Origin of the sequence: Nocardioides sp. (assembly GCF_041393715.1) — a bacterium.
In the GTDB taxonomy this organism is placed as follows: Bacteria; Actinomycetota; Actinomycetes; order Propionibacteriales; family Nocardioidaceae; genus Nocardioides.
The window spans coordinates 220,061-234,790 of sequence record NZ_JAWKJQ010000003.1 but is presented as its reverse complement, the minus strand read 5'-3'; the positions used below and the strand labels follow the sequence as shown (position 1 = coordinate 234,790).

Genomic DNA, 14,730 nt, shown 5'->3' with positions numbered 1-14,730 from the left:
CGTCACCGGCGCTCCCCGGTCGTCCCTCAGGAGCGGATCGTCGGCTGAGCCGGCACGCTGACGTCGTAGACCTGGCCCTTGCGCTGCAGCAGGACAGCGAGCACCTTCGCCTTGGTGGCGGACTCGTCGGCGCTGCCCCACAGCACCGAGCGCCCGTCCCGCAGCGCCAGGGTGATCTGGTCGATCGAGGACACCTCGAGGTGGTCGACCTGCCGGGCGACGGCGTCCGGCAGCGCCGCGATCACGGAGGCCGCCTCCTGCCGGACCCGCCGGTCGGTGGCGCCGGTGGTGCGGATGTCGGGGAGGTCGGCGGGTGCCCGGGCGTACTCGCGGAACAGCACGCCCTCGGCGTCCATGCCCATGATCGTGCCGTCGACGGTGAGCACGGCGACCGGCGTGCGCTCGGTGACCACGATGTCCACGGCATGCGGCCACGACCGGGTCACGGTGGCGCCGGCGACGGCCGGCAGCGCCTCGACGCGGCGCTCCACCAGGCCGAGGTCGACTCTGGCCAGCGGGGTGCCGAGCGGGACCTGCGCCGCGTCCCGCACCTCGCCTTCGGTGAGGTAGGAGGTGCCGGTGACGGTCACCTCGTCGGCGGCCAGCACGCTGCTGACGAACACCAGCCAGCCGGCGCCGACCAGGAGGCCGACCGCGAGCACGGTGGTGACCCCCCATCGCCAGGCGCCCCAGCGACGCGCCCACTGACGCCGTGCGAACCGCCGGCGGGTGCGCTGGTCGGCGGCGGGCCTGGTGCGGACCTCCTCGCTCATCGGCGCTGCTCCAGCAGGGCGAGGATGCGCGGCGCCAGCTGGGTGACGCTCCCGGCCCCGAGGGTGAGCACCAGGTCACCCGGCCGGGCCCGGCGAACGACGGCCTCGGGCACGGCGTCGAAGTCGGGCACGAACTCCACCCGGTCGGCGGCCAGCGGCACGGCGTCGGCGACCAGCGCGCCGGTCACCTCGGGATCGGCGTCCTCGCGGGCGAGGTAGACGTCGAGCACGACCACGTCGTCGGCCGCGCCGAGTGCCTGCCCCATCGCTGCGCCGAACAGCCGGGTGCGCGACACCAGGTGCGGCTGGAAGGCCACGACCACCCGGCCCTCCCCCGCGACCGCTCGGGCGGCGGTCAGGTCGCCGGCGATCTCCTGGGGGTGGTGGGCATAGCTGTCGTAGACCCGGACGCCGGCCGCCTCGCCCTTGCGCTCCATGCGCCGGCGGGTGCCGGTGAACGCGCCGAGTCCGGCGGCCAGGTCGCCGTACGCGAAGCCGAGGCGCAGCCCCATCGCCAGCGCGGCCAGCGCGTCGAGGGCGTAGTGGCGGCCGGGGATCTGCAGCCGGAGCTCGCCGAGGTCGGCACCGGCGTCGACGACCCGGCACGTCGAGCCGCCGCCGTCGAGGGTGAGCCCGACCGCACGCACGTCGGCGGTCTCCGCCTCTCCCGCGGTCACCGCCGCGAGCCCGCGCGCACGCGCGAGGTCGGCCAGCCGGGCCGCGCCCGGGTCGTCGGCGCAGACGACCAGCAGCCCGTCGGCGTCGATGGTGTCGACGAACTCGTCGAAGGCCGCGCGATAGGCCTCCTCGGTGCCGAAGTGGTCGAGGTGGTCGGCCTCCACGTTGGTCACGATCGCCGCGTGCGGGTGATAGACGAGGAACGCGCCGTCGCTCTCGTCGGCCTCGGCGACGAAGAGGTCGCCCGCTCCTGCGTGGGCGTTGGTGCCGAGCTGGGCGAGGTCGCCCCCGACGGCGTACGACGGGTCGGCGCCGGCCTGCAGCAGCGCCATCGCCAGCAGCGACGTGGTCGTCGTCTTCCCGTGGGTCCCCGCCACCGCGAGCACCCGACGGTCCTGCATCGCCGCGGCCAGCCCGGCCGACCGGGGCCACACCCGCAGCCCCCGCTCCTGGGCCGCGACGACTTCCGGGTTGGTGTCCCGGACCGCCGTCGAGACCACGACGGTCTCGGCGTCGCCGAGCTGCTCGGCCGCATGGCCGACGTACACCCGCGCACCCAGCTCGCGCAGCGCCTCCAGCGCCGGACCGTCCTGGGCGTCGCTGCCGGAAACCCGCACGCCCCGCGCCAGCATGATCTTGGCGATCGCCGACAGGCCGGCGCCGCCGATGCCGATGAAGTGCACCGGCCCCAGCGCGGCGAGCGGCGGGACCACCTCTGGGACCGGAACCTTCACCGCGCCGCCCCGGTCTCGTGCACGATCGCGGCCAGGGCGTCATCGGCGTCGCGCGGGATCAGCGCGGCGGCGACCCGGCCCATCTCGGCCAGCCGCTCGCCGTCGGTCGCGAGGGCCGGGACCGTGGCGGCGACCCACTCGGAGGTGAGCGCGCCGTCGTCGACCAGCAGGCCACCACCGGCATCGACCACCGGCTTGGCGTTGTGCTCCTGCTCACCGTTGCCGATCGGGAGCGGCACGAACACGGCCGGCAGCCCGACGGCGGCCGCCTCGGTGACCGAGCTCGCCCCCGCCCGGCAGACGACCAGGTCGGCGGCGGCATAGGCGAGGTCCATGCGGTCCACGAAGGGCACCACGACATAGGGGACGTCGGTCGGTGCGGGACTGGCCTCGCCCTGCGGGCCGACGACGTGGAGCACCTGCACACCCCGCTCGGCGAGCGCCGCGGCGGCGCCGCTCACCGCCTGGTTGAGCCGGCGCGCACCCTGCGAGCCGCCGGTCACCAGGAGGGTGGGCCGGTCGGCGTCGAGGCCGAAGGTCTCGCGGGCCTCGGCGCGCAGCGCGGCCCGGTCGAGCGTCGAGATCATCCGCCGGATCGGCAGACCGACGTACTCCGCCCGCGGCAGCGGGGTGTCGGGGAAGCTGACGGCCACGCGTCCGGCGAGCCGCGCACCGACCCGGTTGGCCAGCCCGGGCAGGGCGTTCTGCTCGTGCACGACCAGCGGGACGCGTCGCCTCCGGGCGGCGAGGTACGCCGGCATCGAGACGTAGCCGCCGTAGCCCACGACGACGTCGGGGCGGACCCGGTCGAAGACCGCGAGCGTCTCCTTGACCGCGGCCCGCAGGCGCAGCGGGACCTTCGCGAGGTCGAGGCTCGGCCGGCGCGGCAGCGGCACCGGCGGGATCAGCTCGAGGGGGTAGCCCGCGGCCGGGACCACGGTGTTCTCGAGGCCGCGCGGCGTGCCCAGGCAGGTGATCTCGACCTCGGGGTCGAGCCGACGCAGCGCGTCGGCGGTCGCGAGCAGGGGCGAGGTGTGTCCGGCGGTTCCGCCGCCGGCGAGCAGGATGCGCATCGGACCCAGCCTAGGGTTCTCGCCGGCTCCGGGCGCGCCTGGCCGACACCCCCGAGGAGCGCTGTCTGCGGCGCAGCGCCAGGGCGCGGGCCGCCTCGGGCTCACGCCGCGCGAACCCGACCAGCAGCGCGAGGGCGACCAGCGACGGCAGCAACGCGGAGCCGCCGTAGGACACCAGCGGGAGCGGGATGCCGATCACCGGCAGCAGGGCCAGCACCATGCCGACGTTGATCATCATCTGGCCGAGCAGCCACACCACGATGCCGAAGGAGGCGTAGCGGACGAAGGCGTCCTCGGTGGAGGTGGCGACCCGGATGGCGGCATAGGCGATGGTGAGGAACAGCAGCACCACCAGCACGGTGCCGAGCAGGCCGAGCTCCTCGCCGAGCACCGCGAAGATGAAGTCGGTGTGCGCCTCGGGCAGGTCGCCCCACTTCTGCCGGCTGGCGCCGAGGCCCTCGCCGAACCACCCGCCGGAGGACAGGGCGTAGAGGCCGTGGGCGGGCTGCCAGCCGGCGTCGTGGTAGTCCTTGAACGGGTCGGTGAAGCTCAGCAGCCGCTGTCGTCGTTCGGAGTCGGTGGTCGCGAGGTACAGCGCACCGACGCCGGCGATCGAGGCCGCCAGGGCGAAGAGCCGACCGGGTGCGCCCACGGCCCAGAGCATCGCGAGCATGATCGCCAGGAGCACCAGCGCGGTGCCGAGGTCGCGCTGCCAGAGCACCATCCCGACGACCACGAGCATGCCGGGCACGACCGGCACCAGGATGTGGTGCAGCTGGTCGAGGCGCCGCTCCTTGTTGGCATAGACGTGTGCCGCCCAGAGCACCAGGCCGAGCTTGGCGAACTCCGACGGCTGCAGCTGGAGCGGCCCGACGCCGATCCAGTTGGTGTTGCCGTTGACGGTGATGCCGAGGGGGGTCTGGGTGAGCGCCAGCAGCCCGATGCCGACGAACAGCCCGGGCAGTGCCAGCCGGCGCAGCCACCTGATCGGCAGCCGGATCGCGATCCACACCAGGGGCAGGCCGATCGCCACCGCGATCAGCTGGCGGCGCACCCAGTAGTAGCTGTCTCCGTGGTACTTGTAGGCCTCCACGCTCGAGGCGCTGAGCACCATCACCAGACCGATCGCGAGCAGCAGCGCCGGGGCGACCAGCAGCAGGTAGTACGGCGTCAGGGGTCGGTCGAGCAGCTGGCGGACCGGCTCGAGGTGGCGGCGTACGGTCGCGGTCAGCGAGCGCGGCTCGGCGGCAACGGACCCGGAGGCCTCCGGCCGCACCGTCGTCATCCCGCTCCCGTCGTCAGACCCGTCACGAGGCGTGGCCCGTCCGCCACGTCCGTCCCACCAGTCTCGCTGGCCACGCGGCTTGAGGGGGTCAGGCGCGGGGGTGTGTCGCGAGGCGGTCAGGAGGGGAGGCGACGGACGGCATCGGCGAAGGCGTCGCCGCGGGCGGCGTAGTTGCGGAACTGGTCCATCGACGCGCAGCCGGGGGCGAGCAGCACCGTGTCGCCGGAGCCGGCGAGCGCGGCCGCCTCGCGCACGGCGGCGTCCATCGGGTCCGGCGCGTCGTCGGGGACCGACACCACGGGCACGTCGGGGGCGTGCCGAGCCAGCGCCTCGGCGATCACGTGCCGGTCGCGCCCCAGCAGCACCACGCCGCGCAGCCGGTCGCGCACCGCCTCGACCAGCTCGTCGAAGCGGGCGCCCTTGGCGAGCCCGCCGGCCACCCACACCACCGAGTCGTAGGCGCGCAGCGAGGAGAGCGCGGCGTGCGGGTTGGTGGCCTTGGAGTCGTCGACGTAGGTGACGCCCTCGACCTCGCCGACCGTGGCGATGCGGTGACCGTCGGGCCGGAAGCCACGCAGCCCGTCGCGCACCGCCGCCTGACTGACGCCGTGGCCGCGCGCCAGTGCGGCCGCGGCCAGCGCGTTGGCCACCATGTGCGGGGCCGGCGAGGCGAGGTCGGCCAGGGTGCCGAGCTCGGCCGCGCTGGTGGCTCGCTCGGGGATGAACGCTCGGTCGACCAGGATGTCGTCGACCAGCCCCAGCATCCCCACGGCCGGCATCCCCAGCGTGAACCCGACCGCCCTGGCCCCCTCGACGACGTCGGCCTCGCGCACCAGCCGCTCGGTCTCGGGGTCCTCGACGTTGTAGACGCACGCCCGCTCGACACCGTGGTAGATCCGCCCCTTGTCGGCGGCGTAGGCCGCGAGGGAGGGGTACCAGTCCAGGTGGTCCTCGGCCACGTTGAGCACCGCAGCGGACTCGACCCCGAGCGAGGAGGTGTAGTGGAGCTGGAAGCTCGAGAGCTCCACCGCGAAGACGTCGTACGGCGCGGGGTCCATGACCGCCTCGACCACGGGCCGTCCGACGTTGCCGACGGCAGCGCTGCGCAGGCCGGACTCCCGCAGGATCGCGTCGAGCATCTGCACCGTGGTGGTCTTGCCGTTGGTGCCCGTGACAGCAAGCCACGGCACCGGCCGCGCCGGGTCGCGCAGCCGCCAGGCCAGCTCGACCTCCCCCCAGACCGGGATGCCCCGCGCCGCGGCCTGGGCCAGCAGGGGCGCGTCGGGTCGCCACCCGGGAGAGGTGACCACCAGGTCCACGTCGTCGGGCAGGGTGGCGGTGCTGCCGGGTCCGAGCCGGACGGTCGCGCCCAGCACCTCGAGCAGCGCGGCCTGCTCGGCCTGCACGTCGCTGGTCGCCTCGTCGAGGGCGGTCACGGCGGCGCCCAGGTGGGTCAGGTTGTCGGCCGCGGCGAAGCCCGAGACGCCGAAGCCTGCCACCACCGCCCGCACCGACTCCCAGGAGTCGTCGCGCCCGAGGGAGTCGAGGGCGGCGGGACCGGTCGGACCGCCGTCGGTCACGACCCGGCCACCCACTCGGCGTAGAAGATGCCGAGCCCCGCGGCCACGCACAGACCGGTGATGATCCAGAAGCGGATCACCACGGTGACCTGCTCCCAGCCGAGCATCTCGAAGTGGTGGTGGATCGGTGTCATCCGGAAGACGCGTCGCCCGGTCCCGGTCAGTCTCTTGCTGGCCTTGAACCAGGTGACCTGGACCATGACCGACAGGGTCTCGAGCACGAACAGCCCGCCCAGGACCACCAGCAGCAGCTCGGTGCGGGTCAGCACCGCCAGCCCGGCCAGACCGCCACCCAGCGCGAGCGAGCCGGTGTCGCCCATGAAGATCGCCGCCGGGGGCGCGTTCCACCACAGGAAGCCGAAGCAGGCGCCCGTGATCGCCGCCGAGACGATCGCCAGGTCCAGCGGGTCACGGACGTCGTAGCAGTTGGCGGTGGGCAGGTCCTGGCAGAACTGGTTGCGCTGCCAGATGTTCACGATCGTGTAGGCGCCGAACACCATCATCGAGGCTCCGGTGGCGAGCCCGTCGAGGCCGTCGGTGAGGTTCACGCCGTTCGCGAAGCCGGCGACGATCCCCCAGATGAACAGGATGATCACGATGGAAGGCAGCGCCAGGGCAGGGATGTCGCGGAGGAACGAGATGCTGTCGGAGGCCGGGGTCCGGCCGTTCTCGTCCTCCAGCATCGGTGACAGGGCCAAGCCGCCGAAGACGATCGCCACCACCGTCTGCCCGACCATCTTGGCCTTGCTGCGCAGACCGAGAGAGCGCTGCTTCACGATCTTGATGAAGTCGTCGACGAACCCCACCAGGCCCATGCCGACGAACAAGAAGAGGAGCAGCAAGGCCGAGGCGGACGGCTCGGTGCCGGTGAGCAGGTTCGCGAGGGCGTAGCCGACGACCGTGGCGAGGATGATCACCAGTCCGCCCATCGTGGGCGTGCCGCGCTTGGTGTGGTGGCTGGTCGGGCCGTCGTCGCGGACCTCCTGGCCGTAGCCGCGCCGCGACAGCACCGTGATGGCCACCCGGGTGCCGAGCAGCGAGATCAGCAGCGAGAACGCGCCGCCGAACAGGATCGCTCTCATGCCCCGGGGTCTCCTTGGTCGCTGGCTGTCGGTGCGGCGCCGGTGGGAGCCAGCAGACCCTCGGCGAGGACCTCGAGCGCGGCGCCCCGGGACGCCTTCACGAGTACGACGTCCCCGGCCGTGACATTGTTCCGTACCCAGGCGAGCGCGGCGTCACGCCCCGCCGTGTCGACCGCCAGCCCGGCCCAGCCCGGGGCGTGCCGAGCACCGGCGGCGATGGCGGCGGCCTCGGGGCCGACGGCGACCACCACGTCGACCTCGCACGCGGCGGCGTAGCCGCCCACGTCGCGATGCAGCGCGCCGGCCCCGGGCCCCAGCTCGCGCATCTCCCCCAGCACCGCGAACGTGCGCCCGCGCCGCCGGCCGAGATCGCGCAACGCGTCGAGCGCGGCGCGCATGGAGGCGGGGTTGGCGTTGTAGGCGTCGTTGACGACGACCAGGCCGTCGTCGCGCTGGTGCAGCTCCATCCGCCACCGCGAGCCCGGCGCCGGCCGGTTGAGCGCCTCGGCGACGAGGCCCAGCGGCACCCCTGCCGCGAGCGCCATCGCGGCCGCCGCCGTCGCGTTGGCGACCTGGTGCGAGCCGACCTGGGAGAGCCGGACCGGCAGCCACTCCCCCGCGAACCCGAGTGAGTACGCCGGCCGGCCGAGGTCGTCGGCGGTGACGTCTCGCCACGCGACCTCGCCGGCGGACCCGAAGGTCAGCACGCGTGCCGCCGTCCGGGACGCCATGGCGGCGGTCCGCGGGTCGTCGGCGTTGAGCACCGCCACGCCGTCGGCCGGCAGGGACTCGACGATCTCGCCCTTGGCCCGGGCGATCCCCTCGACCGAGCCGAACTCCCCGAGGTGGGCGGTGCCGACGTTGAGCACCGCGGCGACCCGGGGCGGCGCGATGCTGCAGAGGTAGCCGATGTGGCCGACGCCGCGGGCCCCCATCTCGACGACCAGGAAGCGGGTGTCCCCGGTGCACCGCAGGGCCGTCAGCGGGACGCCCAGCTCGTTGTTGAGGTTGCCGCGGGTCGCGACCGTCGGGCCGGCGGCCGCCAGCACGTGGCCGAGAAAGTCCTTGGTCCCGGTCTTGCCCTGGGAGCCGGTCAGCGCCAGCACGGTCAGGTCGGGCAGTCGGTCGAGCACGGCCCGAGCCAGCCGCCCGAGCGCGGCCACCACGTCGTCGACCAGCACCGCCGGCACGCCGACGTCGCGGGAGGCCAGCACGGCGGCGGCGCCACGGTCGACCGCCGCAGCCGCATAGTCGTGGCCGTCGACGTGCTCACCGGCCACCGCGACGAACAGGCCCTCGGGGACCGGCTCGCGGCTGTCGAGGAACGGCTCGCCACTCACCACCAGGTCGGGCGGTCCGACGACGACGCCGGCGACGGCCTCGGCGATCTGGGCGAGCGTCATCGAGATCATCGGGCGGCGAGCTCCTCGGTCACCACGACCCGGTCGTCGAAGGGGTGCACGACGCCGGCGACCTCCTGGCCGGTCTCGTGCCCCTTGCCGGCCACGACCACCACGTCGCCGGGCCGGGCCCGGTCGAGCGCTGCCCGGATCGCTGTCCTCCGGTCGCCCACCTCCACCAGCTCCGCCGGGCCGCGGGCCCCCGCGAGGACCGCCCGCCGGATCGCGGCCGGGTCCTCGCTGCGCGGGTTGTCGTCGGTCACCACCACCAGGTCGGCGAGCCGCGCGGCGGCCTCGCCCATCAGCGGTCGCTTGCCGGTGTCGCGGTCGCCGCCCGCGCCGACCACCATGATCAGTGCGCCGGCCGTCAGCGGCCGCAGGGTGCCGAGCAGGGCCTCGATGGCGTCGGGCTTGTGGGCGTAGTCGACGACCACCAGGAAGTCCTGACCGGCGTCCACCCGCTCCAGCCGGCCCGGGACGCCCGGGCCGGCGGCGATGCCGGCCGCGACGCGCGCCGCGTCGTAGCCCGCCTCGGCGCAGGCCGCCACGGCCGCGAGCGTGTTGGCGACGTTGAACTCCCCGGGCAGCGGGCAGCCGGCGGCGACCTCCAGGCCGTCGGGCCCGAGCACCGTGAACGTCGACCCGGTCGCGCTGGCGACCACGTCGACGGCCCGCCAGTCGGCGCCGGGGTTGTGCAGCGAGAGGGTGCGCACCGGGATCGAGGCGTCGAGCACCAGCCGCTGCCCGTGCTCGTCGTCGACCGAGACCAGTCCCAGCCGCGCGCGCTCGATCGTGAACAGGGAGGCCTTGGCGCGGTAGTAGTCCTCGAGGTCGTCGTGGAAGTCGAGGTGGTCGCGACCCAGGTTGGTGAAGACGGCGACGTCGAAGACGACGCCGTCGACCCGGCCCATCACCAGCGCGTGGCTGGACACCTCCATGGCACACGCCGCCACGCCGTCCTCGACCATCCGCGCGAACAGCCCGTGCAGGTCCGGAGCCTCCGGGGTGGTCAGCGCCGTCGCGACGTCGCGACCTCCGATCCGGGTGCCGACCGTGCCGATCACCGCCGCGGGGACGCCGGCCGCCAGCAGCCCGCCCTCGGCGAGCCGGGTCGTCGTGGTCTTCCCCTGGGTGCCGGTCACCCCGATCAGGGTGAGCCGGTCCGCCGGCCGGCCGAAGACGTACGCCGACAGCTCGCCGAGCACTCGCCGGGGCCGGTCGACCACGACTCCGGGAAGACCCGCCGGCACGCTCGCCGCCCCCTCGTCGTCGGTGAGGACCGCGCCGGCCCCGGCGGCCAGCGCGTCTGCGAGGTAGGAGATGCCGTGGGTGCGCGACCCCGGCAGGGCGGCGTAGAGGTCGCCCGGCCGGACCCGCTGTGAGCTGAGCGTGATCCCCGTGACCCGGGTGTCGCCGGGCGCCTCGCCCAGCAGCCGCCGCGGGACCCCCTCGTCCTCGAGCCACGCGGCGACCTCGGCGACGGTCCGGCCGACCGGACGTCGGGGACGCGTCGATGGGTCCTCGGTCAGCACGCCGTGAGGCTACCGCCCGGCGAGACGCCGAGCGGGGTGTCGGGGACGGGGGCCGGCCTCACTGGCCCCAGGTCGCCGGCAGCGCCGGCGCCTTGGTGCCGGTCGGCGGCACCGCGAAGTGGCGCAGCGCGTAGCCCATGATCTTGCTGAACGCCGGACCCGCGACCGAGCCGCCGCCACCGCCGTTGCGCGGGTTCTGGACCACGACGTAGACCGTCAGTCGCGGGTCGTCGGCCGGGGCGAAGCCGGCGAAGGACACGGTGAACGTGCCGTCGTAGCAGCTGCAGCCCTCACCCACGCGCTGCGCGGTGCCGGTCTTGCCGGCGACGCGGTAGCCGGGCACCGCCGCTGCCGGCGCGACGCCCACGTCGGGGTCGACGACCAGCTCCATCATCCGCGCGGTCTGCCGGGCCGCCTTGGCGCTGACCACCCGGTTGACGGTGGCGTGGTCGGTCCCGACCACCTGGCCGCCGCGGGTGCGGGCGCTGCCCTCGATCAGGCTGGGCGAGACGTGCTCTCCCCCGTTGGCGATGGTGTTGACCGCGGCCGCCATCTGCAGGGCGTTGACCGACATCGACTGGCCGAAGGCGACCCGGTCCTTGGTCTGCGGGGTCATCGCGGCGCCGTCGGTGAGGATGCCGGGCGCCTCGCCGAGGATCCCGACGTTGGTCCGCTGTCCGAGCCCGAAGCCGCGCAGGTAGCGCCACAGCCGGCGCGGCGACATCTTGTCCGCCGCGAGCACGGTGCCGATGTTGGACGACTTGGCCAGCACCCCGGCCAGGGTGAGCTTGAGGTCGCCGTGCGCGAACCAGTCGTGGATGACCCGGTCCTGCCGAGCCAGCTCCGGCGGCACCAGGATGTGCTGCCGCGGCGTGACCAGGCCGGCGTCGAGCAGCGACGACATGGTCAGCACCTTCTCGACCGAGCCGGGCTCGTAGACGTCGTTGAGCGCGCGCGACCCGAGGTCCTCCTTGGGAGAGTCCAACGGCTTGCTGGCGTCGTAGGTCGGGTCGTCGGCGAGGGCCAGGATCTCGCCGGTGCGGCTGTCGAGGACGATCGCCACACCCGAGTCGCCGCCGGCGTCCTCGACGGTCTGGCGGAGCACCCGCTGGGTGTACCACTGGAGGTCCATGTCGAGGGTGGTGTGCAGGTCGCGACCCTCCACCGGGTCCACCGTGGTGCTGTCGGCCAGCGGGATGCGATAGCCCTTGCCGACCTGGTAGGTCGCCTTGCCGTCCTTGCCCGCCAGCCGCTTGTTGAAGGTGAGCTCCAGACCGGCCAGCGGCTGCACGCCCTCGAGCGGGTCGGGGGTGCCGAGGAAGCCGACGACGTTGGCGGCGACGTCGTGACCGGGGTACTCCCGCACCGGGTCGCGCTCGGTGCCGAGCCCCTCGAACCCCTCGGCCTCCGCCTTGGCGACGACCGCGGTCGCCTGGGCCGCGGGCACCCGGCGGGCGAGGTACTGGAAGCGGCTGTCGGGCGCGCGCAGCCGGTCGAGGGTGTCGAAGTAGTCCAGGCCCATCTCGTCGGCCAGGAAGCGCGCCAGCTCGGGCGCCTGGTCGCGGGTCAGCTGGGGGTCGGCCACCAGCATCAGCCCGTCGATGGACTCCGCCAGGGGCTCGCCGTTGCGGTCGAGGATGTCGCCGCGGGTCGCCGGGAGCACGATCTGCACCGAGCCCTCGGCGGCGGCCATCTCGGCGTAGGACTCGGAGTCGAGGCCCTGGAGCTGCACCAGCCGGGCGCCGAAGACCGACAGCACCATCGCGATCACCACGAAGCCGACCCGCAGCCGCACGTGGGGCGAGCCGCGGCGGACCCGGGAGACCGTGGAGGACGACCGGCCCGACCCCGGGCGACCGGCCGGCCGGCGAGCCAGGCGGCCGCGACCGGAGTCTCGTCGACCGGTCCCTCGGCGGGGACGCGCGGCAGGCGACACAGGTGCTCCTCGGAGGGGTCTCGGATCAGCGGCCGGCACGAGCCGGCGTCCCGCGGTCCGGCGTACCGCCATTACTACCCTGGGCGGAGCCGGACCCAGGTGAGGCGGAGCCCGTGTCCTGGCGGTTCTTGGTCTTGCTCTTGGCCTTCTTCTTGGCCTTGTTGTCGTGTCTGTGCTTCGCGCCGTCGGTCGCCTTGGCCGGCACGGTGATCGGCGCAGGATCGAGGATCGCCGGCTTGACCGGGGCGGCGGGCAGCAGCCGCAGCCGCTCCGGCGCCGGGGACGCGGCACAGGCCGGCTGCTTGCCCGACAGCACCAGGAAGCACGACCCGCTCGGCAGCACCATGCCCATCGACTGCGCCTGCTCGGCCACCCGCTGGGGGTCGCGCAGCGCCTCCACCTGCACCGACAGCGCCTGCTCCTGCGCGCTCAGTGCGGTCGCCTTGTCCTCCAGCCGGGAGGCCGTGAAGGAGGCCTGCTGCATCGAGGTGTTGAACATCAACAGCCCGACGACGCCGAGGGCGAGGACCAGCGAGACCAGCAGCACGAACGGCACCCGCGGCGCTCGCGCGCGCACCCGCGGCACCACGGTCAGCCGGGCCCGGGTCAGCGCGGCGTCGGCCAGCCGCGGCGCACGACGCAGCCCGGCGCTCACCGGGTTCGTCATCGGACTGCTCATCAGGCTGCTCCCTCGCGCGGGTCGGGGCTGGAGACTCGACCGGGGCGGACCCGCTCGGCGGCCCGCAGCCGGACGGACGCGGCGCGCGGGTTGTCTCGCACCTCGTCGGGACCGGCCTTCTCCGCGCCGCGGGTCACGAGCCGGAGCACCGGCTCGTGCCCCTCAGGGACGAACGGCAGGTCGTCGGGTACGTCGGTGCGCGCGGCGCCGGCGAAGACCCGCTTGACGATCCGGTCCTCCCCCGAGTGATAGGACTCCACGACCACCCGACCGCCCACCGCGATCGCGTCGACGGCCGCAGGCACCGCGCGGCGGAGCACCGCGAGCTCGTCGTTGACCTCCATGCGCAGCGCCTGGAAGGTGCGCTTCGCGGGATGACCACCGGTGCGCCGGGCGCGGGCCGGGATCACGTCGTAGAGCAGCTCGACGAGGCGGGCGGAGGTGGAGAACGGCTCCTTCTCCCGCTCGCGCACCACCGCCGCGGCGATCTGACGCGCGAACCGCTCGTCGCCGTAGACGCGCAGCACCCGGGCCAGGTCGGCGGCCGGGTAGGTGTTCAGCACCTCGGCCGCGGTCCGTCCGCGGGTGGGGTCCATCCGCATGTCCAGCGGCGCGTCGGCGGCGTAGGCGAAGCCGCGGTCCACCAGGTCGAGCTGCATCGAGGAGACACCGAGGTCGAACAGGACCGCGCTCACCTCGGCCATCCCGAGGTCCTGCAGCACGTCGGGGATCTCGTCGTAGACCGCGTGCACGGGGGTGAACCGGTCGCCGAAGTCGGCCAACCGGCGTCCGGCGAGCTCCAGGGCGGCCGGGTCGCGGTCGATGCCGACCACGCGGGCCAGCTCGCACCGACCCAGCACCGCCTCCGAGTGCCCGCCGAGACCGAGGGTCGCGTCGACGAGCACCGCGCCCGGATGGTCCAGGGCGGGCTCCAGAAGAGCGACGACCCGGTCGAGCAGGACCGGGACGTGCTGGGGGGAGCTCATCGTGGCCGCCTAGCGGCCCAGCCGGGTGAGCAGCAGGAGCACCGTCGCGAAACCGGCCGACAGGCCGACCGACATCGCCATCACGGCCAGTGACTGGCGGGCCTGGTGGCGCACCCGCTGTGGCCGTGGGCCGGTGATCGGCAGGCTGCTCATGGTCTCGACCCCCTGTGCTGGTGATGGCGCTGGTGCTGGTGCTGGTGGAGTCGTCGGGCCAGGTCCCTGCCCGCTCCGTGTGGGGAAGCGCCCTCTGGAACCGGGGAAGGTGCCCCAGATGGCGGCAGCGGAGCGGGCACGAGCCTCGCCTGACGAGTCCTGTGTGGAGTTGGCTGTGGTGGTGCTGGTGGTGCTGGTGGTCCTCGAGCGGGGTCAGATCCCGGGGAAGATCTCCTCGCTGAGGTCGGCGTAGCGCTGCTCCTGCTCCGCCAGGTAGGTCTCCCAGCTGGTGGGGTCCCAGATCTCGACCCGGTTCATCGAGCCGATCACCACGACGTCCTTCTGCAGGGAGGCGTAGGAGCGCAGCAGGGGCGCGATGGTGATCCGCCCCTGCTTGTCCGGCACCTCCTGGAAGGCGCCGGAGGTGAGCATCCGGACGTAGTCACGGGTGGTCTTGTTGGTGAGCGAGGCCTCGCGGAGGCGCTCGGTGAGGACACCGAACTCCGTCAGCGAGTAGACGGTCAGGCAGCGCTCCTGCCCTCGCGTGACCATCAACCCGTCCTCCAGCTGTTCCCGGAACTTCGCCGGGAGGAACAGCCGCCCCTTGTCGTCCAGCTTCGGGGTGTAGGTGCCGACGAACATCGCCACCTCCGCCTCTGCCGGACCCCTTGCGGCGCCCGCTTCCTCCACTTTCCACCACCTTACCCCACTTTCCCCCACCGTCAACCACATCCGGCCAGGAAATCGCCGGGTTTCCACCGTCGAACGCCTCGCTGACCTGGGAGAACGCGCGGTGGAGCGAAGTGGAGGGGATCCGCGGGCGCGCGCGGCGCTCGCCG

General features: G+C 73.9%; 13 protein-coding genes. All 13 read right to left on the bottom strand.

The window, feature by feature from the left end; translation table 11 throughout:
- Positions 1 to 26: 26 nt before the first annotated feature.
- Positions 27 to 773, bottom strand: coding sequence for a cell division protein FtsQ/DivIB (locus R2740_RS06495; RefSeq protein ID WP_371301875.1), 747 nt, complete (start codon positions 771 to 773; stop codon positions 27 to 29).
- Positions 770 to 2,185, bottom strand: a complete 1,416-nt coding sequence (gene murC, locus R2740_RS06490; RefSeq protein ID WP_371301874.1) for a UDP-N-acetylmuramate--L-alanine ligase — start codon at positions 2,183 to 2,185, stop codon at positions 770 to 772. Before murC ends, R2740_RS06495 begins: the two co-directional genes overlap by 4 nt.
- Positions 2,182 to 3,258 (bottom strand): undecaprenyldiphospho-muramoylpentapeptide beta-N-acetylglucosaminyltransferase, encoded by a 1,077-nt coding sequence (gene murG / locus R2740_RS06485; protein WP_371301873.1) that lies wholly within the window; start codon positions 3,256 to 3,258, stop codon positions 2,182 to 2,184. The genes murC and murG overlap by 4 nt, the downstream gene beginning before the upstream one ends.
- Before the next feature lie 10 nt (positions 3,259 to 3,268).
- Entirely contained in the window at positions 3,269 to 4,543 is a 1,275-nt protein-coding gene (ftsW, locus tag R2740_RS06480) for a putative lipid II flippase FtsW (protein WP_371301872.1), read from the bottom strand.
- 116 nt (positions 4,544 to 4,659) lie between these two features.
- Positions 4,660 to 6,138, bottom strand: a complete 1,479-nt coding sequence (murD, locus tag R2740_RS06475) for a UDP-N-acetylmuramoyl-L-alanine--D-glutamate ligase (protein WP_371301871.1) — start codon at positions 6,136 to 6,138, stop codon at positions 4,660 to 4,662.
- Positions 6,120 to 7,205 (bottom strand): phospho-N-acetylmuramoyl-pentapeptide-transferase, encoded by a 1,086-nt coding sequence (mraY, locus tag R2740_RS06470; RefSeq protein ID WP_371301870.1) that lies wholly within the window; start codon positions 7,203 to 7,205, stop codon positions 6,120 to 6,122. The genes murD and mraY overlap by 19 nt, the downstream gene beginning before the upstream one ends.
- Positions 7,202 to 8,617, bottom strand: coding sequence for a UDP-N-acetylmuramoyl-tripeptide--D-alanyl-D-alanine ligase (gene murF / locus R2740_RS06465; RefSeq protein WP_371301869.1), 1,416 nt, complete (start codon positions 8,615 to 8,617; stop codon positions 7,202 to 7,204). The genes mraY and murF overlap by 4 nt, the downstream gene beginning before the upstream one ends.
- Positions 8,614 to 10,134, bottom strand: coding sequence for a UDP-N-acetylmuramoyl-L-alanyl-D-glutamate--2,6-diaminopimelate ligase (locus tag R2740_RS06460; protein WP_371301988.1), 1,521 nt, complete (start codon positions 10,132 to 10,134; stop codon positions 8,614 to 8,616). Before R2740_RS06460 ends, murF begins: the two co-directional genes overlap by 4 nt.
- A gap of 61 nt (positions 10,135 to 10,195) precedes the next feature.
- Entirely contained in the window at positions 10,196 to 11,932 is a 1,737-nt protein-coding gene (locus R2740_RS06455; protein ID WP_371301868.1) for a peptidoglycan D,D-transpeptidase FtsI family protein, read from the bottom strand.
- 166 nt (positions 11,933 to 12,098) lie between these two features.
- A complete protein-coding gene (locus R2740_RS06450; protein ID WP_371301867.1) occupies positions 12,099 to 12,740 on the bottom strand; it encodes a hypothetical protein in 642 nt (213 codons plus the stop codon).
- Between the two features lie 11 nt (positions 12,741 to 12,751).
- Entirely contained in the window at positions 12,752 to 13,738 is a 987-nt protein-coding gene (rsmH, locus tag R2740_RS06445; protein ID WP_371301866.1) for a 16S rRNA (cytosine(1402)-N(4))-methyltransferase RsmH, read from the bottom strand.
- A gap of 9 nt (positions 13,739 to 13,747) precedes the next feature.
- Entirely contained in the window at positions 13,748 to 13,891 is a 144-nt protein-coding gene (locus R2740_RS06440) for a hypothetical protein (RefSeq protein WP_371301865.1), read from the bottom strand.
- A 213-nt stretch (positions 13,892 to 14,104) separates the two neighbouring features.
- Entirely contained in the window at positions 14,105 to 14,533 is a 429-nt protein-coding gene (mraZ, locus tag R2740_RS06435) for a division/cell wall cluster transcriptional repressor MraZ (protein ID WP_371301864.1), read from the bottom strand.
- Between the last annotated feature and the right edge of the window lie 197 nt (positions 14,534 to 14,730).

Bases quoted from the DNA above. Each gene is read 5' to 3' on its own strand.
- R2740_RS06450 (WP_371301867.1), bottom strand. From the start codon at position 12,740: ATGACGAACCCGGTGAGCGCCGGGCTGCGTCGTGCGCCGCGGCTGGCC.
- R2740_RS06440 (WP_371301865.1), bottom strand. From the start codon at position 13,891: ATGAGCAGCCTGCCGATCACCGGCCCACGGCCACAGCGGGTGCGCCAC.
- murF (WP_371301869.1), bottom strand. From the start codon at position 8,617: ATGATCTCGATGACGCTCGCCCAGATCGCCGAGGCCGTCGCCGGCGTC.
- rsmH (WP_371301866.1), bottom strand. From the start codon at position 13,738: ATGAGCTCCCCCCAGCACGTCCCGGTCCTGCTCGACCGGGTCGTCGCT.
- ftsW (WP_371301872.1), bottom strand. From the start codon at position 4,543: ATGACGACGGTGCGGCCGGAGGCCTCCGGGTCCGTTGCCGCCGAGCCG.
- mraZ (WP_371301864.1), bottom strand. From the start codon at position 14,533: ATGTTCGTCGGCACCTACACCCCGAAGCTGGACGACAAGGGGCGGCTG.
- mraY (WP_371301870.1), bottom strand. From the start codon at position 7,205: ATGAGAGCGATCCTGTTCGGCGGCGCGTTCTCGCTGCTGATCTCGCTG.
- murG (WP_371301873.1), bottom strand. From the start codon at position 3,258: ATGCGCATCCTGCTCGCCGGCGGCGGAACCGCCGGACACACCTCGCCC.
- R2740_RS06495 (WP_371301875.1), bottom strand. From the start codon at position 773: ATGAGCGAGGAGGTCCGCACCAGGCCCGCCGCCGACCAGCGCACCCGC.